At 38.8% G+C, this 26005-nt stretch carries 30 protein-coding genes and 1 riboswitch; of the genes, 25 read left to right on the forward strand and 5 right to left on the reverse strand.

Annotation, left to right across the window (positions count from 1 at the left end):
- Positions 1 to 4 precede the first annotated feature (4 nt).
- The 8 genes from AC2YJL_RS02590 to lysA all read left to right on the forward strand — a co-directional run bounded on the left by AC2YJL_RS02590 (position 5) and on the right by lysA (position 6406).
- Positions 5 to 625: a stage V sporulation protein AA gene (locus AC2YJL_RS02590; RefSeq protein WP_045292952.1), complete on the forward strand. Its 621-nt coding sequence runs from the start codon at positions 5 to 7 to the stop codon at positions 623 to 625.
- The gene (locus AC2YJL_RS02595) at positions 615 to 1037 is read left to right on the forward strand and encodes a stage V sporulation protein AB (RefSeq protein ID WP_014458301.1); all 423 of its coding nucleotides are present in this window, start codon (positions 615 to 617) and stop codon (positions 1035 to 1037) included. The genes AC2YJL_RS02590 and AC2YJL_RS02595 overlap by 11 nt, the downstream gene beginning before the upstream one ends.
- Positions 1038 to 1055: 18 nt before the next feature.
- Positions 1056 to 1517, forward strand: coding sequence for a stage V sporulation protein AC (gene spoVAC / locus AC2YJL_RS02600; RefSeq protein WP_028411545.1), 462 nt, complete (start codon positions 1056 to 1058; stop codon positions 1515 to 1517).
- A 13-nt stretch (positions 1518 to 1530) separates the two neighbouring features.
- Positions 1531 to 2547, forward strand: a complete 1017-nt coding sequence (spoVAD, locus tag AC2YJL_RS02605; protein WP_043976324.1) for a stage V sporulation protein AD — start codon at positions 1531 to 1533, stop codon at positions 2545 to 2547.
- Between the two features lie 3 nt (positions 2548 to 2550).
- Positions 2551 to 2901 (forward strand): stage V sporulation protein AE, encoded by a 351-nt coding sequence (spoVAE, locus tag AC2YJL_RS02610; RefSeq protein ID WP_013059069.1) that lies wholly within the window; start codon positions 2551 to 2553, stop codon positions 2899 to 2901.
- A 6-nt stretch (positions 2902 to 2907) separates the two neighbouring features.
- The gene (gene spoVAEA, locus AC2YJL_RS02615) at positions 2908 to 3474 is read left to right on the forward strand and encodes a stage V sporulation protein SpoVABEA (RefSeq protein ID WP_071270796.1); all 567 of its coding nucleotides are present in this window, start codon (positions 2908 to 2910) and stop codon (positions 3472 to 3474) included.
- A complete protein-coding gene (locus AC2YJL_RS02620; protein ID WP_045292948.1) occupies positions 3467 to 4948 on the forward strand; it encodes a spore germination protein in 1482 nt (493 codons plus the stop codon). The genes spoVAEA and AC2YJL_RS02620 overlap by 8 nt, the downstream gene beginning before the upstream one ends.
- A 138-nt stretch (positions 4949 to 5086) precedes the next feature.
- Positions 5087 to 6406: a diaminopimelate decarboxylase gene (gene lysA, locus AC2YJL_RS02625; protein WP_071270802.1), complete on the forward strand. Its 1320-nt coding sequence runs from the start codon at positions 5087 to 5089 to the stop codon at positions 6404 to 6406.
- 49 nt (positions 6407 to 6455) lie between these two features.
- On the opposite strand, the gene AC2YJL_RS02630 is transcribed toward lysA, so the two are convergent.
- Positions 6456 to 7331, reverse strand: coding sequence for a DUF1002 domain-containing protein (locus AC2YJL_RS02630; protein WP_230933557.1), 876 nt, complete (start codon positions 7329 to 7331; stop codon positions 6456 to 6458).
- Between the two features lie 390 nt (positions 7332 to 7721).
- On the opposite strand from AC2YJL_RS02630, the gene AC2YJL_RS02635 reads away from it, so the two are divergent.
- Positions 7722 to 8156, forward strand: coding sequence for a peptidylprolyl isomerase (locus AC2YJL_RS02635; protein WP_013059064.1), 435 nt, complete (start codon positions 7722 to 7724; stop codon positions 8154 to 8156).
- Between the two features lie 244 nt (positions 8157 to 8400).
- Positions 8401 to 8754 (forward strand): GNAT family N-acetyltransferase, encoded by a 354-nt coding sequence (locus AC2YJL_RS02640; RefSeq protein WP_013059063.1) that lies wholly within the window; start codon positions 8401 to 8403, stop codon positions 8752 to 8754.
- 74 nt (positions 8755 to 8828) lie between these two features.
- Here AC2YJL_RS02640 and AC2YJL_RS02645 read toward each other — a convergent pair whose 3' ends face one another.
- The gene (locus tag AC2YJL_RS02645) at positions 8829 to 9350 is read right to left on the reverse strand and encodes a DUF309 domain-containing protein (RefSeq protein WP_230933555.1); all 522 of its coding nucleotides are present in this window, start codon (positions 9348 to 9350) and stop codon (positions 8829 to 8831) included.
- A gap of 132 nt (positions 9351 to 9482) precedes the next feature.
- On the reverse strand, positions 9483 to 9581 hold the full coding sequence (locus AC2YJL_RS02650) for a YjcZ family sporulation protein (protein ID WP_170836726.1): 99 nt from the start codon (positions 9579 to 9581) through the stop codon (positions 9483 to 9485).
- Between the two features lie 198 nt (positions 9582 to 9779).
- Between AC2YJL_RS02650 and AC2YJL_RS02655 the strand changes: the two genes are divergently transcribed.
- The 13 genes from AC2YJL_RS02655 (at position 9780) to AC2YJL_RS02715 (ending at position 21593) form a co-directional block, all read left to right on the forward strand.
- On the forward strand, positions 9780 to 10535 hold the full coding sequence (locus AC2YJL_RS02655; protein WP_251568791.1) for a segregation/condensation protein A: 756 nt from the start codon (positions 9780 to 9782) through the stop codon (positions 10533 to 10535).
- Positions 10532 to 11104, forward strand: a complete 573-nt coding sequence (gene scpB, locus AC2YJL_RS02660) for an SMC-Scp complex subunit ScpB (protein WP_013059059.1) — start codon at positions 10532 to 10534, stop codon at positions 11102 to 11104. The genes AC2YJL_RS02655 and scpB overlap by 4 nt, the downstream gene beginning before the upstream one ends.
- A 117-nt stretch (positions 11105 to 11221) precedes the next feature.
- Positions 11222 to 12370 carry a D-alanyl-D-alanine carboxypeptidase family protein gene (locus tag AC2YJL_RS02665; protein WP_043976335.1) on the forward strand — a complete coding sequence of 383 codons (1149 nt, stop codon included), beginning with the start codon at positions 11222 to 11224 and terminating at the stop codon, positions 12368 to 12370.
- Positions 12363 to 12962, forward strand: a complete 600-nt coding sequence (locus AC2YJL_RS02670) for a nucleoside recognition domain-containing protein (RefSeq protein WP_050688201.1) — start codon at positions 12363 to 12365, stop codon at positions 12960 to 12962. Before AC2YJL_RS02665 ends, AC2YJL_RS02670 begins: the two co-directional genes overlap by 8 nt.
- Positions 12959 to 13492 (forward strand): spore maturation protein, encoded by a 534-nt coding sequence (locus tag AC2YJL_RS02675; RefSeq protein ID WP_013084923.1) that lies wholly within the window; start codon positions 12959 to 12961, stop codon positions 13490 to 13492. Before AC2YJL_RS02670 ends, AC2YJL_RS02675 begins: the two co-directional genes overlap by 4 nt.
- 86 nt (positions 13493 to 13578) lie before the next feature.
- Positions 13579 to 14304 carry a pseudouridine synthase gene (locus tag AC2YJL_RS02680; RefSeq protein ID WP_034649024.1) on the forward strand — a complete coding sequence of 242 codons (726 nt, stop codon included), beginning with the start codon at positions 13579 to 13581 and terminating at the stop codon, positions 14302 to 14304.
- 197 nt (positions 14305 to 14501) lie between these two features.
- Complete coding sequence (resA, locus tag AC2YJL_RS02685) at positions 14502 to 15023, forward strand: thiol-disulfide oxidoreductase ResA (protein ID WP_014458314.1); 522 nt, start codon at positions 14502 to 14504, stop codon at positions 15021 to 15023.
- 12 nt (positions 15024 to 15035) lie between these two features.
- Positions 15036 to 16658, forward strand: a complete 1623-nt coding sequence (resB, locus tag AC2YJL_RS02690) for a cytochrome c biogenesis protein ResB (protein WP_230933551.1) — start codon at positions 15036 to 15038, stop codon at positions 16656 to 16658.
- 11 nt (positions 16659 to 16669) lie between these two features.
- Positions 16670 to 17848, forward strand: a complete 1179-nt coding sequence (ccsB, locus tag AC2YJL_RS02695; protein ID WP_487374619.1) for a c-type cytochrome biogenesis protein CcsB — start codon at positions 16670 to 16672, stop codon at positions 17846 to 17848.
- A 153-nt stretch (positions 17849 to 18001) separates the two neighbouring features.
- The gene (locus AC2YJL_RS02700) at positions 18002 to 18136 is read left to right on the forward strand and encodes a hypothetical protein (RefSeq protein ID WP_369361623.1); all 135 of its coding nucleotides are present in this window, start codon (positions 18002 to 18004) and stop codon (positions 18134 to 18136) included.
- Positions 18137 to 18245: 109 nt separating this feature from the next.
- Positions 18246 to 18962, forward strand: coding sequence for a response regulator transcription factor (locus AC2YJL_RS02705; protein WP_013059051.1), 717 nt, complete (start codon positions 18246 to 18248; stop codon positions 18960 to 18962).
- Positions 18962 to 20734 carry an ATP-binding protein gene (locus AC2YJL_RS02710; RefSeq protein WP_071270826.1) on the forward strand — a complete coding sequence of 591 codons (1773 nt, stop codon included), beginning with the start codon at positions 18962 to 18964 and terminating at the stop codon, positions 20732 to 20734. Before AC2YJL_RS02705 ends, AC2YJL_RS02710 begins: the two co-directional genes overlap by 1 nt.
- Before the next feature lie 169 nt (positions 20735 to 20903).
- The gene (locus AC2YJL_RS02715; protein WP_050688206.1) at positions 20904 to 21593 is read left to right on the forward strand and encodes a peptidoglycan DD-metalloendopeptidase family protein; all 690 of its coding nucleotides are present in this window, start codon (positions 20904 to 20906) and stop codon (positions 21591 to 21593) included.
- Between the two features lie 31 nt (positions 21594 to 21624).
- On the opposite strand, the gene serA is transcribed toward AC2YJL_RS02715, so the two are convergent.
- Entirely contained in the window at positions 21625 to 23199 is a 1575-nt protein-coding gene (gene serA / locus AC2YJL_RS02720) for a phosphoglycerate dehydrogenase (protein WP_251568790.1), read from the reverse strand.
- 299 nt (positions 23200 to 23498) lie between these two features.
- Positions 23499 to 23641: riboswitch (FMN riboswitch) on the forward strand.
- Between the two features lie 154 nt (positions 23642 to 23795).
- On the opposite strand from serA, the gene AC2YJL_RS02725 reads away from it, so the two are divergent.
- Positions 23796 to 24371 carry an ECF transporter S component gene (locus tag AC2YJL_RS02725; RefSeq protein ID WP_013084915.1) on the forward strand — a complete coding sequence of 192 codons (576 nt, stop codon included), beginning with the start codon at positions 23796 to 23798 and terminating at the stop codon, positions 24369 to 24371.
- A gap of 78 nt (positions 24372 to 24449) precedes the next feature.
- Here the strand turns inward: AC2YJL_RS02725 and AC2YJL_RS02730 are convergent, their stop codons facing one another.
- The gene (locus AC2YJL_RS02730; RefSeq protein ID WP_013059046.1) at positions 24450 to 24698 is read right to left on the reverse strand and encodes a ferredoxin; all 249 of its coding nucleotides are present in this window, start codon (positions 24696 to 24698) and stop codon (positions 24450 to 24452) included.
- Positions 24699 to 24955: 257 nt separating this feature from the next.
- On the opposite strand from AC2YJL_RS02730, the gene AC2YJL_RS02735 reads away from it, so the two are divergent.
- Positions 24956 to 26005 carry a YpbB family protein gene (locus tag AC2YJL_RS02735; protein ID WP_230933548.1) on the forward strand — a complete coding sequence of 350 codons (1050 nt, stop codon included), beginning with the start codon at positions 24956 to 24958 and terminating at the stop codon, positions 26003 to 26005.

Raw genomic sequence — 26005 nt, forward strand, 5'->3', positions numbered from 1 at the left:
ATGAATGGAAAACGTTCTTTATCTTAAAATGAGGCATCGTATTCAAGTAAAACCTGATGAGGCTGTAAATATTGGACAATTAGCAATGGTTATAGCAGGAGATTCTGTTCAAAAGCAAATTGAAAAGCTCATTGTATACCAAGTAAGTATGAGTGATCGAAATATTATCATTGTTGATTTAATGAAGGTAATTGAAAAAGTTGCCTCTCAGTATCCGCATTTAGACATTCAGACGATTGGACCCGCTCAAACGATTGTAGAGGTCGTGTATAAAAAGAAACAATATTCCTTTTTGTTTTTTCTAGCTGTTTGGTTTCTTCTCTTCATCGGAGCTGCTTTAGCAATTATGAACTTTCACGAAGATGTGAGTATGAGACAAGTACATCAAAAATTGTTCTATATGCTGACCGGTCTGAGAGATAAGCAGCCTTTGCTGATTCAAGTGCCTTACTCTATCGGTTTAGGCCTGGGAATGATTCTGTTTTTTAACCACGTCTTTAGAAAACGAATTAATGAAGAGCCTAGTCCTCTCGAAGTCGAAATGTTTAATTACCAGCAAGACTTAGATCAATACGTCATTATGCACGAGAATAAAGAAAGTATGAAAAAAATTGATGATCATTAACATTGTGATGACCATTGTAATTGGACTTGCGGGAGGACTGGCTGCAGGTGCTGGGTTTGTAGCATTTTTAACGGTGCTGGGCATTATTCCGCGTTTGATGCAGCTGACCAAAACCATGAAATACATTCAAGCATATGAATGGGGAGTGGTGGGTGGTGCTGTTACAGGCGGTTGGTGCAGTCTTCATCAATACACGTGGCAGTTTCCTGCGGTGCTTATTATGATCATAGGTCTAACGAGCGGTATTTTTATTGGGATGCTGGCAGCAGCGTTAACAGAAGTGCTTAATGTATTGCCGACGTTAACGAAACGGATAGGGATGGAAGGCAAGCTTATTTTATTGCTAATGGCCATTGTACTAGGCAAAGTATGCGGATCATTATTTCATTGGATTTATTTTGTTAATCAATAAGAAAAGGATGTATGTAACGTGGCAAATAATCAAAAATTAAAAGATAACTATCAAGAAAGTATTAAACCATTTCAGCCTAAACCTTCATATGTGGCAAATTGCCTAAAAGCCTTTTTGGTAGGGGGGATCATTTGTACATTAGGACAGGCAATTCAAAATTTCTATATTGCATTTTTTGACTTTAATGAAAAAAATGCAGGTAATCCTACCGTTGCAACCCTTATTTTAATATCTGCGCTCTTAACCGGGTTTGGGATATACGATCGTATCGGTCAATTCGCAGGCGCAGGTTCAGCCGTTCCTGTTACGGGTTTTGCCAATTCCATGACGAGTGCAGCGCTGGAACATCGAAGTGAAGGAATTGTTCTCGGAGTTGCGACCAACATGTTCAAGCTGGCTGGAAACGTCATTGTATTTGGAACGGTTTCGGCTTACGTTGTAGGAATCATTCGCTACCTTTTTAAAACTTATTTGCTATGAAAAGAGGGGGATTATGAGAAAAACTGGAAAGCAAACGTGGGTTTATGAAAATCCTATTTACATTAATGCTACAGGAACAGCAGTAGGGCCAAAAGAAGCAGATGGACCGTTGGGAGAAACATTTGATATTACACATAAAGATTTGCACTGTGAAGAAGACAACTGGGAGTTAGCTGAAAGAAGACTGATGACGGAGTCCATTGATTCCTGCTTGCAAAAAATAAATTTATCCTATGAAGACGTTGATTTGTTTTTGGCTGGAGATTTATTAAATCAAAACGTAACGGCTAATTTTGTAGCCCGACATAACCAAATTCCATTTCTATGCATGTTTGGCGCTTGTTCCACATCGATGGAAACATTAGCAACGGGAGCAGCTCTTGTAGATGCTGGGTTTGCTAATCGTGTTATTGCATCAGCGAGCAGTCATAACGCAACAGCTGAGCGTCAATTTCGAAATCCTACCGAGTACGGAGGACAAAAACCAGATACAGCAACGGCAACCATTACGGGAGCGGGGGCAGCGCTAGTCTCGAAAGAAAAAGGTATTGTGCGTCTCACGTCTGCAACGATTGGTCGGGTAATGGATTACGGGATTAAAAATGCAAACGATATGGGTTCTGCTATGGCACCAGCTGCTGCAGATACCATTCAAAGGCATTTGGAAGACTTAAACATCGCTCCAAGCGAGTATGATCTTATTTTAACAGGAGATTTATCTGGTGTAGGCAGTCCAATCTTAAAACAGCTGCTCAAAGACGAAGGCTACGATATATCAACCAATCATAATGATTGCGGATTAATGGTATACCGCCCTGATCAAAATGTATTTGCAGGAGGAAGCGGCTGCGGCTGCTCGGCTATTGTCACATATGGGCATATTTTAAATGAATTAAAATCAGGAAACTTAAAGAAAGTGTTTATGGTGGCAACAGGAGCTCTTTTAAGTCCAACGATGATTCAGCAAAAAGAGTCAATTCCAACAATTGCTCATGGCGTCGTCTTAGAACATATTGGGGAGGGGGGATGATCAATGGAGTATGTAATAGCTTTTGCTGTAGGAGGAATCATTTGCGTTATTGGGCAGCTGCTGCTTGATCTTGCTAAGCTTACTCCAGCGCATGTTATGAGTTCGTTTGTAGTTGCAGGAGCGATTTTAGATGGATTTGGTCTTTATGATAAGTTAATTGAATTTGCTGGCGCCGGAGCGACGGTTCCAATTACAAGCTTTGGTCATTCTTTGCTGCACGGAGCGATGAAGCAAGCCGATGACCACGGATTTATTGGGATTGGGATTGGGATTTTTGAACTTACCTCGGCTGGAATTTCAGCAGCTATTTTATTTGCTTTTATTATTGCGTTAATCTTTAAACCGAAAGGATAAAAGGTTATGAAAAAAAGAAGGGTCATTATTGTAACCGATGGGGATGAATATGCGCGCAAAGCCATTGAGCATGTAGCCAAATCGGTTGGTGGCAGATGCATTTCGAGGTCATATGGAAACCCTACTACGTTAACAGGCAGTCAAACAGTAGATTTAATTCTTCAAGCACCATATGACCCCGTCTTTGTGATGTTTGACGATAGCGGTTTCTTAGAGGAAGGACCTGGGGAAATTGCTTTGCTCCATGTAGCAAAGCATCCTCAAGTAGAAGTTCTTGGAGTGATTGCTGTTGCATCACGTACTCATCAAAGCGAATGGACAAGAGTGGATGTGACCATTGATCGTTTTGGGGAAATATCGCATTACGGCGTGGATAAAAGCGGAATTCAAGAGTTAGAAGTCGGACGAATTAATGGAGATACAGTTTACTGCTTGGATCAGCTCGATATTCCCTTAGTTGTAGGAATAGGCGATATCGGCAAAATGGCTAGGATGGATGATGTTAAACTGGGATGTCCTATTACAGAAAAAGCAGCAAGACTTATTTTAGAAAGGAGCGGTTCGTTTGGATAAGCTAGCAGAGCAGAAAACAGCTATTTTTTCGAAAGTACAAAAAAACGATCAGTGGTTCAAAGAAAACGCTAGTATGAACACAAGTTTTGATGTGGGCGTGCGTAAACTACTTATTTTGGATCGAGAAGTTCACGTTTACTATGTAACAGGACTGTGCGATAGTTCATTTATTATTGAAATTACCAAAGTCCTCGTTCAAATTAATGATAATGAAGTTGAACGGGCAAAGCTAAAGGATATTGTTGAAAACCGTCTTATTCATCAGCAAGTCAAGCCTTTAAAGACGCTGGATGATGGAATGGTGTCGGTTTTATCAGGACTGCTATTCGTTTTAATTGACGGTGAAGAAGTTGGCTTTGAAGTCGATGTGCGTACATATCCTGGCAGATCCCCTGAAGAAGCGGATACAGAGAAAGTAATTCGCGGAGCAAGAGATGGATACACTGAAAACATCATTATCAATACTGCGTTAACAAGAAGACGAATTCGTGACGGAAGATTTCGTTTTGAAATTATGAAGGTAGGCGAACGATCAAAACTGGACGTAGCGATTGGGTACATAAATGGCGTAGCTGATCCAGGGCTGGTTAAACTGATAAAAGATGAACTGGAAGCAATTGATATAGATGGTTTGCCGATGGCTGACAAATCAATTGAAGAGTTTTTAGTCAAACAAGGAATTAATCCTTTTCCAATGGTACGCTATACAGAACGTCCGGACACAGCAGCAGCTCATGTACTAGAAGGGCATGTGATCATTATTACCGATACGTCTCCAAGCGTTATTATTACGCCAACTACTTTGTTTCATCACGTGCAGCATGCAGAAGAATACAGGCAGGCTCCTTCTGTCGGTACGTTTATACGCTGGATACGGTTTTTAGGAATTCTTGCTTCTCTTTTCTTATTACCGTTATGGCTGTTATTTGTACTTGAGCCAGACTTGCTGCCGTCAAAATTGCAGTTTATTGGACCAAACGAAGCAACAAATATTCCAACTGTTGTTCAAATTTTCCTAGCTGATTTTGGGATTGAATTTCTGAGGATGGCGGCGATTCATACGCCGACGCCGCTCGCCACGGCGATGGGCTTGATTGCCGCCGCGCTTATTGGACAAATTGCTATTGATGTAGGTCTCTTTGTTCCGGAGGTTATTTTGTATGTAGCTATTGCAGCAATTGGTTCATTCGCAACGCCAAGCTATGAGTTAGCAGTAGCAAATAAAATGCTGCGATTATTTTTGTTAATTTTTGTGGCGGCCTTTCATACTCCAGGGTTTCTTATTGCAACAACGTGTATCATTCTCTATATGGCGCGACTAAAATCGTTGAATACGCCCTATTTGTGGCCGTTTCTTCCATTCAATCCGCAGGCTTTATGGCAGATTCTCATTCGCACACCGGTTCCTGGAGCAAATCCGCGTCCTAGTATTGTACATCCGCAGGACAAAGACCGCCAGCCTGCAAAACCTTAAACAAAATATGTGGTTGAAACCTGTATGAAGATGTGATAGATTTGTTTTAAATATGGAAAATAATAAATATTTAGACAGTTAGCAGCGAATTGCCGTTAACTGTCTTTTTTACACTATACACAGGAACGGGGTCTAAACATGTTTTTACACGGAACAAGTCGCATAAATAAGCAGGGTCATCTTGAAATTGGTGGAGTTGATACGGTTGAATTAGCATCAAATTTTGGGACACCTCTTTACGTATATGACGTGGCTTTAATTCGGCAGCGTGCTAGAGGATTTAAAGAAACATTTGAAAAGCATGGGGTAAAAGCACAGGTCGCTTATGCAAGCAAAGCTTTTTCTACAATTGCCATGGTCCAAGTTGTTCATGAAGAAGGTCTTTCGTTAGACGTTGTTTCGGGAGGAGAACTGTATACCGCTTTAGCAGCTGACTTTCCGAAAGAACGGATTCATTTTCATGGAAACAATAAAAGCCGAGCAGAACTAGAAATGGCCGTCAAAGAAGATGTAGGATGCATTGTAGTTGATAATTTTTATGAAATTGCATTGCTTCAGGAAATAACGGAAAAGTATCAAAAAAAGATGCCTGTTCTTCTCAGATTAACACCCGGAATCGAAGCTCATACACATGATTATATTTTGACAGGGCAGGAAGATTCTAAGTTCGGATTTGACCTTCAAAACGGTCAGGCAGACGAAGCAGTTCGTCTCGTGCAGAAAAGCAAAGGGCTAGAACTTTTAGGTATTCACTGTCATATAGGATCGCAAATTTTTGAAACAACCGGATTTATTATGGCGACTCAAAAGCTTTTTGCAAAAATGAAAGAGTGGAAACAACGTATAGAATTTGTTCCGCAAGTATTAAATTTAGGCGGCGGCTTTGGCATTCGGTATACGGAAGAAGATCAGCCTATTCCTGTTTCGCAGTATGTGGAAGTTATTATAGAAGAGGTCAAAAAGCAGTCCAAACAGTTAGAGGTAGAAATTCCTGAAATTTGGATTGAGCCCGGCCGCTCTCTTGTAGGAGATGCTGGAACGACCCTGTATTCAATCGGTTCTCGTAAACATGTACCTAATGTACGCGAATATGTAGCGATTGATGGAGGAATGAACGACAATATCCGTCCGGCGCTGTATCAAGCGAAATATGAAGCAGTCATTGCCAACCGAATGAATGATGAGAGTGATGAGCTCGTATCCATCGCGGGTAAGTGCTGCGAATCGGGGGATATGCTGATGTGGGATGTACACCTTCCAAAAGCAAACCCAGATGATTTATTAGCGATGTTTTGTACAGGCGCATACGGTTATTCTATGGCAAGTCACTATAACCGTTTGCCAAAGCCAGCTGTCGTGTTCGTAGAAGATGGAGAAGCACAGCTAGTCGTAAAACGCGAAACGTATGAAGACATTGTAAAAAATGACGTGAAATACAAAGTGACGGTAAAAAAGTAACGAGTGATTAACGTAAAAAAAAGAGCCTCTTGTTCAAGAGGCTCTTTTTTTATGAGAATAACGATTTAATAGCATTAATAATATCAACAAAGAATTGCTTTAATTTATCAAGAAATGATTGGCCTTCTTCTGACTGAAGAAATGTTGTTACTTTTTCCTTTGTCGCGGAAAGTTGGTCTTTTACTTGATTCCAATCGATGTTCATATCTTTTAAACGATTGAAAAAATCAACAAGTGTATTAAGCTCTGAATCTGTTAATTTAATACCTAAATCATCAGCCACTCGCTGAATTAACGTGCGTAAATCATCCTTTGTTTGAGGATTTTCTTTGGCAATTTCTTCTTTAATCGTTGCCATAAACTGCGCTGCTTTTTCTTTACCGATTTTTTCACCAAGCTCAGATGTCTGGACCATCTCTTCATTGGCTGCTTTTTTTACTTCTTCTGGGATTTTTTGATCTGTTTGAACTTCATATGCTTTCATAATACCTGTTAAAGCAGCTGTACCAGATACTTCAAATGGAGCGGTAATCTGGATTTTTGCATCTTTAACGCCGGCGGTCATCAAAGCATTAATATACATGTCGTCTGTAATACCATTAATATTTTGAGTTGCTACGCTTAAACCTGAATCTTTTGAACCAAGGGTAATACTAGAAGATGAAATAGCACGAGATCCAATAGTAGCCTTTGGAATAAAGTCACCTAAATATTCATGCTCTTCTTGGTTTGTCACGGTTACTGTTTGAGCATTGCTTGGTGCATCAAGGTCATTTAATACCTGTTGCTTCTGAGAGCTGGTTAAGTCCTGACCTAATGTAATAATCACATCGCCAGGAGCAGCATCTGCAAAACTTTTTAAGGGTGCGGTTAGGAATAGAAGAAGACCTAATGTCACCATCATTGCTTTTATCGTTAATTTCAAACCTTTTTCCTCCTTTAATCCCATACTTGCCCTATTATAATACGGGCAGGTCTGAAGTAACAGAGTCAATTCATCATTTTCCCATAAATCAGTCTAGAGGCGTAGATTTCTATATAAAATGAAATCTATGTATCTCCATCACTGTATTAGACGGATGATACTATAAAAAGTTTCATCTCACAACTACTATTTTTTATTTAGAGCCCTACGAGAAGAAAGTGAAAAAGTGCATTCATTGAATTCATGAGCTTGTTTGTAGTAGAATAGAGTGAGTTTATAAATGTAAGTGTTCTGCCTCTAGGTGGCACTTACAACTTTTACGTTTTGCCGCTTTGATAGGGAAAAACAGAGCCTATAGCGGTACTAATACATATATTGGAGGTCATTTATATGAAAAAAGCAAGTATTTTAATGGAAAATGGCGAAAAAATTCTAATCGATTTATTTCCGAACGAAGCACCAGGAACAGTAGAAAACTTTGAAAAGTTAGCTAATGAAGGATTCTACAACGGCGTAACGTTCCACCGCGTTATCCCTGGATTTGTTTCTCAAGGAGGAGATCCAACTGGTACAGGTGCTGGCGGCCCTGGCTACTCAATTAAATGTGAAACAGAAGGAAACCCTCACAAACATGAAGCGGGTTCTCTATCAATGGCACATGCTGGTAAAGACACAGGCGGCAGCCAGTTCTTTCTTGTTCACGAGCCACAGCCTCATTTGAACGGTGTTCACACTGTATTTGGGAAAGTAACAGAAGGACTTGATACAGTGTTAAAAATGAAAAATGGCGACGTAATGAAAGAAGTAAAAGTCTGGGAAGAATAAGAGCATACTGCTATAAATGGATATTAGCTGATAAAACGTCATAACAACCTTTTACAGGGGGTTACGGCGTTTTTTCTTCGCGCAACAGCTCAAAAAGCGTAATAGATTAGGTTTCTCATACACGCATGACATAGGACAAGCTTTTGTGTAATATTGCTATTTACTTATAAATTTTGTATGATAAAAGCAGTAAAAAACGCAGCGCATTAATTTGTAGGAAAGTTTGAGGACGAGGGAGAATCGTATGCTTATTCGCTATAAACGAAACTATGAAAAAATTGCCATGGGTCTTCTATCGTTTGTACCTACGGAAAAAGATTTAAAAAAACTTCAACAAACGATGAAAGAATATGAGCAAAACGAACATTGGCAGCTGTATCTTTGGAAACAAGAAGAAGATATTATTGGGATTGTTGGCATTTCCATGCTCGATAAAAGTTTGATTGAGGTTCAACACGTCAGTGTAAACCCTTCACACCGCCAACAGGGCATTGGCAAAAAAATGATTAAAGCTCTTAAAGAAATGTATACGACTGCACAAATTAAGCCGAGTGAAATCATCGCTCCGTTTTATGAAAAGTGTCAGGCGGATGAATAAAGAAAAGCATGATTAGGTAAGGTGCAAAAGCTTCTTTCACATCTTAGTCATCATAAAACAACAGGTAGCTTCCGCTACCTGTTGTTTTGTTTTGCCAATAAGTTCGCTTGTCTTTCCGCAATCACATCTGACCGATCTCGCGTGCTGTGACGATGAACAATCGCATCATTTTGCAGATTAGAAGCTGATAACCAGACAAGCTGTTTATCAGTGCTTCTTTGTTTGCAAGCTCGTAATAATGCTGGATCTTCAATGGGTAAGTTAATACTTTTATATGGCTGATAGGTATCGATTAAAGCTAATTGTTTGCGAAGAAGTTTAAGCATTGAACTATAATTAAGTCCAAGCTGTGCAATATTTTCTTCTTCCTTTGTTAAAATTGCCAGCGCCTTTTGCATCGTTCTTTCGGCTCCGGTGAAATTTTGGCGTCGATGATGATAGAGTGAAACAGCAATTTGAATAAGACCAACCCAAATAATATTGCGGTGTCCTCTTTCGTCTTTTTTCCAGTGTTCTTCTAGCAGTTCATGACATTCAAAGTAATCCCGGTCGCCATGAAAATGAACTAAATAATCAATATAAGCTTGTGAATACAATCTTGTTCCCTCCTGGTAAGACTCTATATGTAGTGTATCACAAAAGTTAGCTATTCATCAGCGCGGTGCCTTTAAAGAGACAAACGTGCTCAAGGTATGGAGAACACGTTTGTTTTTATTCAATATGTGTGGTTAGAAGCGTAAGCAAGAACAACCAACAATAATTAATAAAATAAACAGTACAACAATTAAAGCGAAACCGCTACCGTATCCACAAGATTTTTCACCCATGCGAGTTCCTCCTTCAGTCATTCCAAAATGTTATTACCTTGACATCATATGTATGTTTAAACTTTTTGTATGGGCAAATGACCTATTTTTACGTTAATTTGTATTGGACATGTGTCTATAATCCTCTATACTAATGATAGTAACGTTATATAAAGCAGCAGAAATGATAAGCAATTGAAAAGTGTTGGTGAGATAAAAGTGGAGTATAGTGTAAAAGTAGATGCGTTTGAAGGACCTTTAGATCTTCTTCTGCATTTGATTAACCGATTTGAAATTGATATTTACGATATCCCAGTAGCGACAATTACTGAGCAATATATGATGTTTATACATACTATGAATGAGCTTCAGCTAGACGTTGCCAGTGAATATCTAGTCATGGCAGCAACTTTGCTTCAAATTAAAAGTAAAATGCTTCTGCCTACGTATGAAGAAGATATGGACGAAATTGAAATGGTCGATGAAGAAGATCCGCGTGAAGAATTGATGCAGCGCTTAATTGAATATCGAAAGTTTAAAGAAGCGGCGGTAGAGCTTCAAAAGCTGGAAGAAGACCAAAGTCATGTGTATACAAAACCTCCAAGTAATGTGCAAATAAATGCAGAAGAACGTACGCAGCCTCACGATGAAGGGTTGGATATATCACTTTATGATATGCTAAGTGCTTTTCAAAAGTTGATGAAACGAAAGCAAAACAAAAAGCCTATGCAGACGAAAATAGCAAGGCAAGACATTCCAATTGACAAGCGCATGAGTGAAATTGTGAATGAATTAAAAGCCTTTAAAGGAAAAAAAAGTTTTTATCAGCTGTTTCCTTATCAAGAGCGTGATCATATTGTTGTAACGTTTTTAGCTGTGCTGGAATTAATGAAAGAAAATGAAATCGTTGTGGAACAGCAGCACAATCTAGACGAGCTTTATGTATCGTATCGAGAAAGGAATGAAGAGGAATGACAACGAATAATCTACAGGCTATTATTGAGAGCTTACTTTTTGTTTCTGGTGATGAAGGTCTATCCATTAGCCGGTTAGCTGAGATTATAGAAAAGCCTCATGAAGACATTCAAGGTGCTTTGGAGAGCTTAGAGCAGGAGTGTAAGTTCAGAGGAGTTACACTTGTTGAAATAGGAGGGGCCTATCAGCTTGTCACCAAAAAAGAGTATGCACCATATATTGAGAAGCTCGTAGAAGCTCCCGCTAATCAATCATTATCACAAGCAGCACTTGAAACGTTAGCTATTGTAGCGTATAAGCAGCCAATTACAAGAGCTGAAATCGAAGAGATTCGCGGAGTGAAAACGGAAAGGCCTCTTCAAACTTTAATTGGAAAGGTTTTATTAAAGGAAGTGGGACGAGCGGAAGGCGCAGGGCGGGCCATCTTATACGGAACGACAAAAGAATTTTTAGGCTATTTTGGCCTTAAAAGTATCGAAGAGTTGCCGCCGCTTCCAGAAGATTTATTACAAGAAGGAACCGATCAAGAAGCAGATTTGTTTTTTCAATCGTTTCAAGAAATGAAGTGAAAATGTAAAAGAACATAGAGTTTTTTCTATGTTCTTTTTGTATGGACAAATCTTTTCATTCATAACCAAAAAAGACGAGCATAAACTTGTACAAACAGGTAGAGGGACGGGGATGACATGAAAAGAAGCAAAAAAAGTATCATCTATCTATTTATTGTATTGCTATGTCTCAGCGGTTGGCCTTCCATATCATCTGCAGCGGGGAGCGTAAGTGCTCATAGTGCTATTTTGATGGAACAGAAATCAGGGAGAGTGTTATATGCTAAAAATGCAGATCAAGTTAGCCGAATTGCTAGCATTACAAAAATTATGACAGCAATACTGGCGATTGAATCTGGCAAAATAAATAAAACAGTTACCGTGAGCCACAGCGCAGTTGGTGTTGAAGGTTCTTCTGTGTATTTAGTTGAAGGTGAAAAAATAAAATTAAAAGATTTAGTATATGGATTGATGCTTCGTTCAGGTAATGATGCTGCTGTAGCTATCGCAGAAGCCGTTGGAGGAAGCGAAGATGGATTTGTTTATTTGATGAATAAAAAAGCAGAAGAAATTGGCATGACAAATACAACATTTCAAAATCCGCATGGATTAGACGATCATGAAAATCATCGCTCAACCGCGCACGATATGGCTCTGCTCATGCGCTATGCAATGAATAATAAAATTTTCAAAGAGATTTCAGGAACAAAAGTCTATCGAATGAAGCACCCTGAAGAGAAATGGGATCGAGTGTGGAAAAACAAAAATAAACTGCTTACAACACTATATGCATACTGTACTGGCGGAAAAACAGGATATACAAAATTAGCAAAACGAACGCTTGTGACAACTGCTACAAAAGATGGAATGGATTTAATCGCCGTAACGATTAATGCGCCAGATGATTGGAACGATCACATTTCCATGTATGAAAATGCATTTGATAAATATGATATGACCAGTTTGGCTGCAAAAGGCGAATTGGCAGATATAAAGGATTCTTTCTATAAAGATCAGCTGTATATTAAACGGAATGTCGTCTATCCGCTCACCAAGAAAGAACAAAGCTCTGTAGAAGTAAAAACAACGTTAATTCAGCCTAAAAAGCAGTGGAAAGAAACAGGGGAAGTTCCAAATGTGGTAGGAAAGCTCGATATTTATAGAAGTGGAGAGACGATTGACAGTGTTCCAATTTATTTCGAAAAGCAGTCCGAGCAGCAAAAAGGTTTTTTTGATAAGGTGAAGCGATTAATGTTTATTCAGTCTGGAGCCAAAACAGATGGTTAATATTATTTGGATGCTGCTGACCATTATTGGAATTGTTTTTGCGATTATAAATGGAAAAATTGGTGATGTAAACAAAGCAATTTTTCAAGGAGCTGGCGAAGCAGTGACCATCAGCATTGGGTTAATCAGCGTGCTGGTCTTTTGGTTAGGGATGATGAATATTGCTCAAAGTGCAGGGCTTCTCGACAAGTTAGCGAAACTGTTTCGACCCATCATTACAAGACTTTTTCCTGATGTTCCAAAAGATCATCCGGCCCTAGGGTACATATTGTCCAATATGATGGCGAATATGTTTGGACTTGGGAATGCGGCAACTCCTCTTGGCATTAAAGCGATGGAGCAGCTTAAAAAGCTAAACGACGATAGAGACGAAGCAAGCCGTTCTATGATCACACTTTTAGCACTTAACACAACCAGTTTAACACTTATACCAACCACAGTTATTGCCATTCGAATTACGTATAACTCGGCTAATCCTACTGAAATTGTCGGTACCACGCTTTTAGCAACTGTTGTAGCTACGATAGGAGCTATCATCATTGATCGCTTCTTTTATTATCGACGTACACGAAAAGGGGGGAAACGAAAATGACTATGCTTAATCAAGTATCATTGATGTTTATTCCTCTTATCGTAGGATGTATTTTACTTTATGGAACCTATAAAAAAATTCCTACGTATGAAAAGTTTGTAGAGGGAGGGAAAGACGGATTACAAATTGCTTTTTCCATCATTCCTTACTTAGTCGGCATGTTAGTGAGCATCTCTATTTTTCGAGCTTCAGGAGCCCTTGATTTTTTCTTATCTGTTTTAAAACCTATGCTGCAAGCAGTCGGCGTTCCGGCTGAAATTGTACCTTTAGCTCTTATCAAACCGATATCTGGAACGGCTGCTCTTGGTATAACGACGGATCTAATTTCTACATACGGACCTGATTCTTTTATCGGTCGTTTGGCATCGACCATGCAGGGAAGTACAGATACCACATTTTATATTTTAACGGTTTATTTTGGAGCGGTTGGCATTAAAAAAATGGGAGATGCACTGAAGGTTGGTTTACTGGCAGATTTGGTAGGAATTATTGCCTCAGTTGTCATTGTAATCCTTGTGTTTGGTCGGTAAGAAATCGAAAATTCTACCTCTGAGTGGCAAATACACTTGTGTATTACTTCGTAAACAAGTAAGATGTTACAAGAGGTGAAGTGTTAATGGAACGATTACAAAAAGTAATTGCTCACGCAGGTGTAGCATCAAGACGTAAAGCTGAAGAATTAATCGGCCAAGGCCGAGTGAAAGTAAATGGAAAAGTTGTAAGAGAATTGGGCACGAAAGTAGGTCCTAACGATAAAATTGAAGTAGACGAAGTGCCGGTAGAAAGCGAAGCGCCCGTTTATTTTATGTTATACAAACCAAGAGGCATCATTTCAGCTGCTAACGACGACAAGGGAAGAAAAACAGTCGTTGACTTCTTTCCACATGTAGAAGAAAGAATTTATCCCATTGGACGTCTGGACTATGATACGTCGGGTTTACTTCTTTTAACAAACGACGGTGAATTTGCTAATCAGCTAATGCACCCTAAATTTGAAGTGGACAAAGTGTACGTGGCTAAAATTAAAGGAATTCCAAGTCGTGAAAAAATCAGACAGCTGCAGCGCGGTGTGATGCTTGAGGACGGAAAAACAGCACCAGCTCGTGCAAAAGTTCTTTCTATTGATAAAAGCAAGCAGACGGCAATTGTAGAATTGACGATTCACGAAGGGAAAAATCGTCAAGTACGTCGCATGTTCGATGCAATTGGGCATTCTGTCTTAAAATTAAAACGTGAACGCTACGGACCTTTAGATTTACGCGGATTAAATGCAGGAGAAGCTCGTGAGCTTACAGCGCATGAAGTCAAACAATTATATTCAATGTCTCAAACAGGTAAGTAATTTTCACTTACCTGTTTTTTTTATGAAAAATGTCGTGAATTAGAAAAACAAGCAAGGTTTTTTGAAAAAATGTCGAACTTGTAGAATGAGAGGAAGACTTCACAAAAACGTCGAAATATTATTGGAAAGCCACTACCACAAAAATGGTATAATGGTAGAAAAAAGCGTATTGAAAGCGGTTAAAAGGAGTTCGTGCCATGAAAAAAAAGCGCTTGATTATTCGAACAGTTATATTGGCAGTTTTGCTGTGCGCGGTTGGATATACCCTTTATGCTCAATTTTTTGCTGATAAACAAAAGGTATCGGTAGGAGATAAGGCACCTGACTTTATATTAAGAGATGTTAATGGAGAAACTCATCAGCTATCAGATTACAAAGGCAAAGGAGTTTTTTTGAATTTTTGGGGAACATGGTGCAAGCCCTGTAAACAAGAGATGCCGGCGATGGAAAAGCAGTATGCCTCATATAAAAAGCAAGGTGTTGAAATTCTAGCTGTTAACGTTGCAGAAACGAATATAGCAGTAGAGCAGTTTGCTAAACAGTATGGGCTATCTTTTCCAATTTTGATGGATAAAGATTCACAAGTTTTGGGTGCATACGGAATAGATCCTCTGCCGACTACATTTTTAATTGATAAAAACGGAAAGATTGTAGACAGTTTTATTGGGGGATTGGAAGAGTCTAAAATAAAAGAATATATGGAAGAAATTAAACCATAGGGAGTGTTGACAATGAAACACGTAAAATGTGAATGTGGACACGTTAACCCGCATGGTACGATTTTGTGTGAAGCCTGTGGTAAGCCTATTGCAGAAGAAGCAACTGATAAATTAGTGGATATGCGTTATGAAGGAAGCGCAAGGCGATCGCAAACGTACAATAAAACAGTTATCGATAAAATATGGAATTTTTTCTCTTCTGTAAAAGTAGGTATTTGGATCATTATTGTAACGCTTGTTGCGTCTGCAGTCGGAACCATTTATCCTCAAGAAGCTTACATACCTCCTAATATGACAGCAGATGAGTATTACCAAAAGGAATATGGATGGACAGGAGAGCTTTATTATAAGTTAGGTTTTCATCATCTCTACGAATCGTGGTGGTACTTGCTTTTAATTGCTGCTTTAGGAATGTCGTTAGTCATTTGCAGTTTAGATCGAGTAGTGCCTTTGTACCGAGCTCTAAAAAAGCAGAGTGTAACAAAACATCCAAACTTCTTAAAAAAACAGCGTTTATATAGCACTTCATCATCGTGGACGGATCAAGATTATGAACATGTAAAAAGCATGATCAAAAAAAGAAGATACTCTATTCGTGAAGAAAACGGCAATCTGCTGGCTGAAAAAGGACGCTTTTCAAGATGGGGTCCATACGTTAATCATATCGGTCTCATTATCTTTTTACTAGGTGCTATGCTTAGATTTGTACCAGGTATGTATATAGATGAAGTTCTTTGGATCCGTGAAGGTGAAACAAAAGTTATTCCTGGGACGAACGGAGAGTATTTTTTGAAAAACCATCGTTTTACTGTTGAAACGTATGATAAAGATAGCGAAAGCGCCGTGTTTCAAGAAGCAATTGATCGTGCAGGGAATAATAAAGTAGCCAAAAAATATGAAGCGGATGTTAGTTTGTATAAGCGTGAAGGAAAGCTTATACCGGGAGCAGATCCAAAGTTAAAGAAAATAAAAGATTCAGAGATTCGTGTGAATCAGCCGCTTAAGTTTGAAGGATATGCCATGTATCAAGTGGACTTCAAGTTAAATGAGTTTAGCTCTATGTCTTTCCATTTAACAGATAAAAATGCAAATAGAAACGTTGGTTCACTTACAGTAGATTTACATAATCCCAAAGAAACATATGATTTAAAAAACGGATATAAAGTCAAGCTCATGAGTTACTTTCCAGATTTTTTCTTTGATGATGAAGGAAATCCAAATACAAAGACCAGAGTGCCTAACAATCCGGCTTTTGTATTTAAAATGATTACGCCTCAGCATAAAAAAGGGGAAGTTGCTTTTGTTGGAATTAGAGAGAACTTGGAGCCGCTAGGAAATAACGATTATAAAATGACCTTTGCTGGTGTGGAGACGAAAAATGTAACGGGATTAACCGTTCGCAGAGACTATACGCTTTGGTTTTTAGGAATTGGCGGAGCCATCTTTATGATTGGTGTGATTCAAGGGATGTATTGGAATCATCGCCGCATGTGGATTCAAAAAGTCAATAACGAGATATGGTTGGCCGCACATACAAATAAAAACTGGTATGGTCTTAAAAAAGAACTAAATGGTTTATTAGAATCAACATCTCTTACACAGTTAAAGGACCAAAATGATAAAGAAACAAAATAGGAGGAAAAAGCATGAATTACGCGAGTATAAGTAGTAATTTACTGTATGTGGCGTTTATTGCTTATTTAGTTGCAACCTTTTTTTTCGGAGGGGCTATTCGAGATAAGCGAGCAGCTCAAAAGAAAACAAAGTGGGCAACGTTTGGAATTGCGGTTACCATCATCGGCTTTATTGCACAGATTGGCTACTTCATTACAAGATGGATTGCATCAGGCCACGCTCCTGTTAGTAATTTATTTGAATTTACGACGTTTTTTGGCATGATGCTTGTTGGCGCATTTATTGTTATTTACTTTATTTATCGTCTTAGCATGCTTGGACTTTTTGCATTGCCGGTGGCTCTTTTGATCATTGCTTATGCAAGCATGTTTCCAACTGAAATTACGCCGCTGATACCGGCTCTCCAAACGAATTGGCTGCATATTCATGTTACAACCGCAGCTACGGGTGAAGCTGTGCTTTCCATTAGCTTTGTTGCAGGATTGATTTATTTAATCAAAACGATTGACCAATCCAAGCGAAATAAAAAAGCATTTTGGCTGGAATTCATCCTGTATACGCTTATTAGTACGCTTGGGTTTGTAGCGGTGACGCTGGCTTTTAATGCGGCTCACTACGAATCATCATTTAATTGGGTTAATAAAAGTGGAGAACAAGAGCAAGTCGTATATCATATGGTTCCGCTAGTGGGGCCGCATCAAAGTGAGTGGACAGACGGGAACGATATACAGCCGCTTATTGATATGCCGGCTATTATCAATGCTAAAAAATTAAATACGGTCATTTGGTCGTTAGCCAGTGGATTCGTCTTATATTGGCTGATTCGTCTTATTTTACGGAAGCGAATTGGAGCTGCGCTGCAGCCGCTTGTGAAGCAGGTAAACAGCGACTTGCTTGATGAAGTAAGCTACAGAGCAGTGGCGATTGGATTTCCTATTTTCACACTAGGAGCACTTATTTTCGCTATGATTTGGGCTCAGATGGCCTGGACGCGCTTTTGGGGGTGGGACCCTAAAGAGGTGTGGGCGCTGATCACCTTTTTATTTTACGCTGCTTTTCTTCATCTTCGGCTGTCGAAAGGGTGGCACGGTGAAAAATCAGCTTGGCTGGCAGTTGGCGGGTTTGCCATCATTATGTTCAACTTAGTGGCTGTGAACCTAATTATTGCAGGTTTACATTCATATGCGTAACCTTTAATAATAGAATAGAGGCTGAAACGAAGATATTTTAGTTGAAGAAAGATCCGAACGATGAGTTGAGATTCTTGATGAAGAATCTCATTCGTTCGGATTTTTTATTGGAATGGTGAACGTAGAGTTCATGTATGTAGGGGCTTCTAGCGGTTGATTGGAGGGCAAGGCCAAGACTTGCACGGAAATCAACAGCGGTGGAACAAGCGATCTCTACTAGCTTCTTTATTTTATTTGTTTGTCTGTAGGCTAGATGGATTTCGTTGCGTCTCAACCTCTTTTTGGTAAAAACAGCTGTTTTTCGTAAAGGTGTTCACGAATTGTCACATTGTTTGGGTATCATAAGTAGAACTCGCCGGTTTTTTTTTGTACACTAAGACTAGGAGGTTGAAAATACATGCAAAACGAACAAAGATTACTGCTAGTAGACGATGAAGATCGCATTAGACGATTGTTAAAAATGTACTTGGAAAAAGAAGGATACATCATTGAAGAAGCAGCAGATGGGCATGAAGCAATCGAAAAAGCGTTACACATAGATTATGATTTGATTGTATTAGATTTAATGATGCCCGGCATAGATGGTATTGAGGTTTGTAAACAAATTCGGGAGAAAAAAGCAACTCCTATTATCATGCTTACAGCTAAAGGGGAAGAAGTAAACAGAGTCCAAGGGTTTGAAGTAGGTACAGATGATTATATCGTTAAGCCGTTTAGCCCAAGAGAAGTGGTTCTTCGCGTAAAAGCACTGCTTCGACGTTCTTCTCAAGCAACGTTTATTCAACCAGAAACAAGCGTGAAAAATCTTATTGTCTTTGATCACTTAACGATTGATAATGATGCACATCGCGTTACAGCAGACGGAAAAGAAGTTAACTTAACTCCAAAAGAATATGAATTATTATGCTATCTCGCAAAAACGCCAGATAAAGTATACGACAGAGAGCAGCTGCTGCGTGAAGTATGGCATTATGATTTCTTTGGAGATCTTCGTACGGTAGATACGCACGTCAAGCGTTTGCGTGAAAAGTTAAATCGTGTATCGTCACAAGCGGCGAAAATGATTGTAACCGTATGGGGAGTAGGGTATAAATTTGAGGTTGAAAATAACTGATGTTTTGGAGAAGTGTAGTTGGTAAACTATGGTTTACTATCCTATTGCTCGTCACGCTTGTTTTATTTATTTTGACTATTTTATTGCTTCAGTTTTTTGAAAATTATCATGTTGTAGATGCAGAAAACCGTTTAACTAAAACGGCTGCTAAAATCTCTACCATTGTGCAGGAAACGGACGATGAAAAATTAGGACTATCCATTGCTCGTGAACTTGCAGACCAAGCAAGTGTAGTTATTGTTCAAGATAACGATTTTTATTGGCATTCCACACATCCTGATAAAGAAAATAAGAAAGCTATTTCGGCCATTGTGAAGCAAAACGATCAGCTAAATCAAGTGGTTGAAAAAGGTAAAGTAATACGGGAAAAAATGTACATGACCACAAAGAAAGACACGAGTGATGAGCCTTTAATGTTTGTTGTCGGCGTACCTTTAATGAAAGATAACAAACCGACAGGCGGCGTTTATTTGTATCAATCTCTTTCTGAAATTGAAGAGCCCGCTCAATATACGACTAAGTTCATTTTATTGGCTGCAGGTATTGCTATTATTTTAACTACTATCTTTGCTTTTTTCTTATCTACTCGAATTACAGCGCCTCTTAGAAAAATGAGGCAGGCGGCATTTGAAGTAACAAAAGGCAACTTTGATACAAAAGTACCTATTTTAACTCACGATGAAATTGGAGAGTTAGCGATTGCTTTTAATCAAATGGGCAGGCAGTTAAAGTTTAACCTCAATGCGCTTAATCAGGAAAAAGAGCAGCTTTCAAGTATTTTAAGCAGTATGGCAGACGGTGTTATTACGTTTAGTAGAGACGGATCGATTTTAATTACCAACCCCCCAGCGGAGCATTTTCTTCAGACTTGGTATTACGAGCAGGATGTCAACAACCAGCAGGTGCCTGAACTTCCAGCAAACGTCGTCCATTTGTTTCAAACGGTAGTAGAGACTGAAACAGAGCGAAGTGCAGAATTAAAAATTCAAGGGAAAACGTGGGTCATTTTAATGTCACCGCTCTATAATCAAACGAAAATTCGCGGTGCTGTAGCTGTACTACGGGATATGTCTGAAGAGCGTAAACTTGATAAATCGAGAAAAGATTTTATTGCAAATGTATCTCATGAATTACGTACACCTATTTCTATGCTTCAAGGTTATAGTGAAGCTATTATTGACGATATTGCAAGTACGGATGAAGAAAAGAAAGAAATTGCACAGGTGATTTATGATGAATCACTCCGTATGGGCCGGCTTGTAAATGAACTTTTAGATTTGGCGCGAATGGAAGCGGGACATGTGCAGCTTCACTTAGAATCTGTAGCAATGGTTGAATTTACAGAACGTGTTTTGCGTAAGTTTCAAGGGTTAGCTAAAGAAAAACATATTAAACTGTCTCTTAATGGAAAAATAGAAGATGAATTTGAAGCGATGATTGATTCAGACCGTATGGAACAAGTGCTGACAAACTTAATTGATAATGCTATTCGTCATACGGATGACTACGGAGAAGTAAAGCTGCATCTTGATAAAAGTCAATCCGAAATCCATCTTTCTGTTCAAGATACAGGAGCAGGCATTCCGAAAGAAGATCTTCCATTTGTATTTGAACGATTTTATAAAGCGGATAAAGCCAGAACGAGAGGGAAGTCAGGAACTGGTCTTGGGCTTGCAATCGCCAAAAATATCGTGGAGGCACATCAAGGGATCATTGCGGTTGAAAGTGAATTAAATGAAGGAACAACTTTCTTTATCAAACTGCCAAAGTAAACACATGCTAAATAACAGTTTGTTCGGCTGAAATAATAAGAATAACAAAGAGATGTGATTCAGTGGAGAATCACATCTCTTTATTTTTTCTATAAACAAGTCTAAAAGAGAAGGAATTGGCATATAGTATGTTTTGTGTGCAATGATCTACATAGGAGGTTCTTTCTTCATGATTGACGTGTTAAGAAGAATATTGGTTGTATTAGTGATGGGATTGTGTATAGGTCTTTTATTTTTGGGCGGGCAAATGGTAAAAGCAGAAGAGAAGCAGTGGGAGTGGCCGGTTGAAGGAGTCTTAACTGATATATTTGGTTCACGTCACGCCAAGCACTTTGGAATTGATATAGCAGCACCTGTTGGTACACAGGTGTATGCTGTTGCAAAAGGAGTGGTGAGCCGCTCTTATTATTCAAATACATATGGACAGGTTGTTTTTATCAAACAAACAAATGGATACGAAACGGTCTATGCTCATCTAGAGGAACGTTTTGTTACAGAAGGAAATCGTGTAGCGGCAGGTCAAAACATTGGACGAGTTGGCAATACAGGGCGATCTTCAGGTGCACATTTGCATTTTGAAGTTCATCAAGGAAGTTGGAATCCGGATAAAACCAATGCAGTAAACCCACTTGCCAAATTGGACAAGCAAAAACTATCGGCATACGTAAAAAGCGATTTAGCTGCCACGGTTTTTCAGCAGTTACATCAGACTTCTGATAACTGTATTCTTATCCATCAAGGAGATACATTATCTGAGCTCGCAGTCAAATATGAAGTAGATATGGATCAGCTAAGAAAGTGGAATCATTTAGAAAATACGATGCTAAATGCAGGACAAGTGTTAAAAATAAGTCCATAAAAAAAGAGCCGCTAAGGCTCTTTTTTTAATGTCACAATTCAATACGCTGTATGGTCACAATTTCGCTTGTTTGTTTTAACGAAGAGATGACAGAGTCATCTAAAAGTTTATCAAACGTAAGCATCATAATAGCTTCTCCGCCTTTTTGCTTACGGCCTACCTGCATGGTAGCAATGTTAATACGTAAATCTCCAAGTACTTTTCCTACATTTCCAATAACTCCGGGCTGATCACTGTGACGGATATAAAGAAGATGTCCTTCCGGATAAAAATCAATATCAAACGAATCAATATTAACAATTCGAGGTCCATAGCCTGCTATATAGGTGCCCGTAATGGTAAATGTACGCTGTTCGCCTGTTACGGTAACGTCAATCATATTGGAATATCCTTGCGTATCTTCCGATGTTTTTTCACCAAATGTAATTCCTCGTTCTTTGGCAATCATAGAAGCGTTGACTTCGTTAACAGGTGAGTCGATACGATGAGTTAAAAAGCCTGATAATAAGCTCCGTGTAATATAAGTGGTTTCCAAATCCGTCACTGTGCCTCCGTAGGAGATAGAGATATGCTGAACAGGTTCTCGCATGCATTGAGATAAAATAGCTCCCATTTGTTTAGTAAGGCTCGTAAACGGCTGAATTTTTTCAAAAACTTCTTTAGAAAGCGTCGGTAAATTAATGGATGAGCTTACAGGATTACCTTCTAGAAAACGCAAAACATCATGTGCCACGTCTTCAGCAACGTTAAGCTGGGCTTCTTTTGTAGAAGCTCCTAAATGGGGAGTTGTAATAACTTGATCAAAATGTAACAAAGGGTTATCAATCGGCGGCTCAACTTCAAATACGTCAATAGCTGCACCTTGAACATGGCCAATTTCTAGATAATGAACTAGGGCTTTTTCATCAATGATCCCGCCGCGTGCACAGTTTAATAAAAACACGCCCTTCTTTGTTTTGGCTAACGTGTCATGATTCAGCAATCCCTTTGTTTCTTTCGTAAGGGGAGTGTGCACGGTAATAACATCCGCTGCTGCTAGTAATTCATCCAGGGATAATAGTTCTACGCCTAGCTTTTCAGCTCGGGAAGATGTTAAAAAAGGATCGTAAACGTGAACGCTCATATTGAAGGCTTTTGCGCGTTTGGCAAGCTCTGAGCCAATTCGTCCAAATCCGATAATGCCCAGGTGTTTGCGATTAAGCTCTGTTCCAACAAATGCTGAGCGGTTCCATTCGCGCGCTTTAACTGAAGCATTTCCTTGGGGAATATGCCGAAGCAAGCTAGCCATCATAGCAAATGTATGTTCCGCCGTTGAAATGGTATTTCCGTTCGGCGCATTAATAACGACAACCCCTCGTTTGGTTGAGGCTTCAATATCAATATTATCGACACCTACTCCAGCACGGGCAACAATTTTTAAATTCGGCATTTTTGCCAGCAAATCCTCTGTAACCGTCGTAGCACTCCGTACTAAAAGCGCATCGTACGTATGCAAATCATTCTCAACTTCTTCAACTTTTTTTCGCGTAAGATTCACATGAGGAGCTTCAAGTAGTGGAGCAAGACCTTCATTGCTAATTGAATCAGCTACTAATACATTATACATGACGTGAACATCTCCCTTGGATTTTACTATCATCAAATATTTGATAATTTACCATGTTAAAAAAATTCTGTCAATTATATTTTTCAAACTTTACGATTAGTTATCAAATACGCCATTATAAACGTAAAATTGAAACTATAAATATGTCATATTGCTGTTTGTTATGCACTTATTTCCTTATTTTACATATAAAAACAGAAATGAAGTTTATAAAATACATCAAATTAATAGGAATTAAAGAACTTCTTTATTTACTTTTAATTCGAGATAACATATAATAAATTCATAATTAAATATTGGTCTATCTTCGGGGCAGGGTGAAATTCCCGACCGGCGGTAAAAAACAAATTGTTTTGAGCCCGCGAGCTTATATGTAATACATACGAGCAGATTTGGTGAAATTCCAAAGCCGACAGTACAGTCTGGATGGGAGAAGGTGGAGGTTCAGCGTTCAAAACCTAATGTGATGAACGTTTATTAAATATGCCTGCCATGTCTCCTCTCAACGAATCATTTGTTGGGAGGTTTTTGCGTGGGGATATAAAGTTGAACCTTTCTTCTTTGAAGAGTGGATCACAAAGAAGGAGAGAGGCAAGATGCAACAAAGTAAGAAAACTCAAAAGCTGGTCATACTAGGAATGTTAAGTAGTATTGCTTATATTTTAATGATGATTAATTTTCCAATTCCTGGATTGCCTCCGTTTTTAACAATTGATTTTAGCGAAATTCCTGCACTCGTAGCAGCACTTGTATTTGGACCGATGGCTGCTGTTATAGTAGAAGGAATAAAAAATTTATTGAATTATTTAATTCAAGGAAGTGCTACAGGGGTTCCAGTTGGTCAAGTGGCGAACTTTGTGGCTGGTTTGCTGTTCGTTCTTCCTGTATCATATATGTTCAACCGATTTAAAACGGCTAAAGGCGTAACGATAGGTTTGGTTACGGGTACGGTGGTAATGACGGTACTCATGGCTGTCTTAAATTATTATGTCTTCTTACCAGCGTATACAATCTTCTTGCAATCGCCAGAAATGTCTAGTGAACAAGCACGTCAATATATCGTTGCAGGTATTTTGCCGTTTAACTTAATAAAAGGAGCAGCAACAGGGGTTATCTTTGTCTTATTGTTTTCAAAAATGAAGCAATGGATCACACGTCGCATTGCTGTTTAATTCAATCGCTCTCCCGGTGAGAGCGATTTTTATATATAAAAAAACCTGCAGCATGTACACTACAGGTTTGCTCAATACTTATTCGAATTTATTAGCGTCGCCTTCGAATTTTTCATCCGCTACGCGAATTGAATCCGTAGGGCAGCCTTCCATTGCATCCATCATATCATCTTCTAGATCTTCTGGAATTTCTACTACACCTTGGTTATCATCTAATGTTACGAATGCAATACCTTCATCATCATAATCATAAATGTCTGGTGCTGCTGCTCCGCAAGCGCCGCATGCGATGCAAGTATCTTTATCAACAATTGTATATTTTGGCATAACAAGACCTCCTGTAAAGTGTTCGAAAATTTCTCATTATATAATCTCTTCGCGAATCAAGAGTGAAATTTCTCCTTATTCATTGTAAAATGATTTATAAAACTTTTCAATAGAAAAGTCACTGAGAATGCTTATCAAATCAAGGTTTCTTCACTTACCCAAACGTTTTGATACATAAAGGAAAGAGCTGAAAAGCCTTTATCTCACATGCTATTGGTCACTTTTGGTACAATGAATGAGAAAGGAAGTTGACACCTTTGAATTATATTCAAGTTAGCATTTTATTTTGTATAAAACAGTTAAAAGGTGAGCGAACCGCCTATGGTATTTATCATTTATTAACAGGTAAAAAGTCAGCTCAAACGATTCAAGACGGAAAATTTTTTGGAATTTCGTTTCTTTTTCAGTCATTTGTTTACTTAGATAAACGGTCTTTTGAAACCTGCGTTGCATATTTAAAAGAACAGCAGTATATTGAAGAAACTGAAAATCAAAAGTATGTGATGACAGATAAGGGACAAGCACGCCTTGAAGATGAACTGACGGCTCGACCCTTTCATCCAGCTTTAGACGGATGGAAATTCGCAAGCAGTACTCAATTATTTTTAGCAAGAATCACTTTGTTCATTCAGACCTTATCAAACCTACAGTATTTTCAAAAAGGGTTTTTACCCATCTCCAAAAATCCTGAGGTCATTCAATGGGTCAAAACGTATATTATGTCTCAAAAGCAAACGCGTCAAGAGTTAGCCGCCGAGCTATTCAAGGAGCTCCGAACGTGCTTGAAAGATTGTACGGAACGGGATGCGTCTCTTTTTGTTTTGCAGCTGACTGGATACCAAAGAGTCGGCTTTACAAAAAATCAGTTAGCATATCAATATGAACTCGATGAGCATTATGTTCATATTCAACTTTTAGGGGTTATTCACCATATCATTGAAAAAGTGAGTAAAAATAATGAAAGCTTTCACGTGCTTTCTTCTTTTTTACGTGATCTATATTTAGAATTGCCTTTGACAAGCTCGACGTTAAAAACGTATAGCTGGCTTCAAAAAGGCAAGACGCTTGAAGAAATTGCTTATATAAGGCGTTTAAAAGAAAGTACCATTGAAGATCATATTGCAGAATTAGCTCTGTTTGTTCCATCTTTTTCAATCGATGCATACGTATCGCCTAAGCAGCAGGAAAAAATTATCGCAGCCTTTGAAGGTTTGCGGACAAATAAATTAAAGGTGATAAAAGAAGAAGTAAAAGACGACGTTACCTATTTTCAGATTCGTCTCGTATTAGCAAAACATTTTACCTGA

Source organism: Priestia sp. SRI_019 (assembly GCF_057586255.1).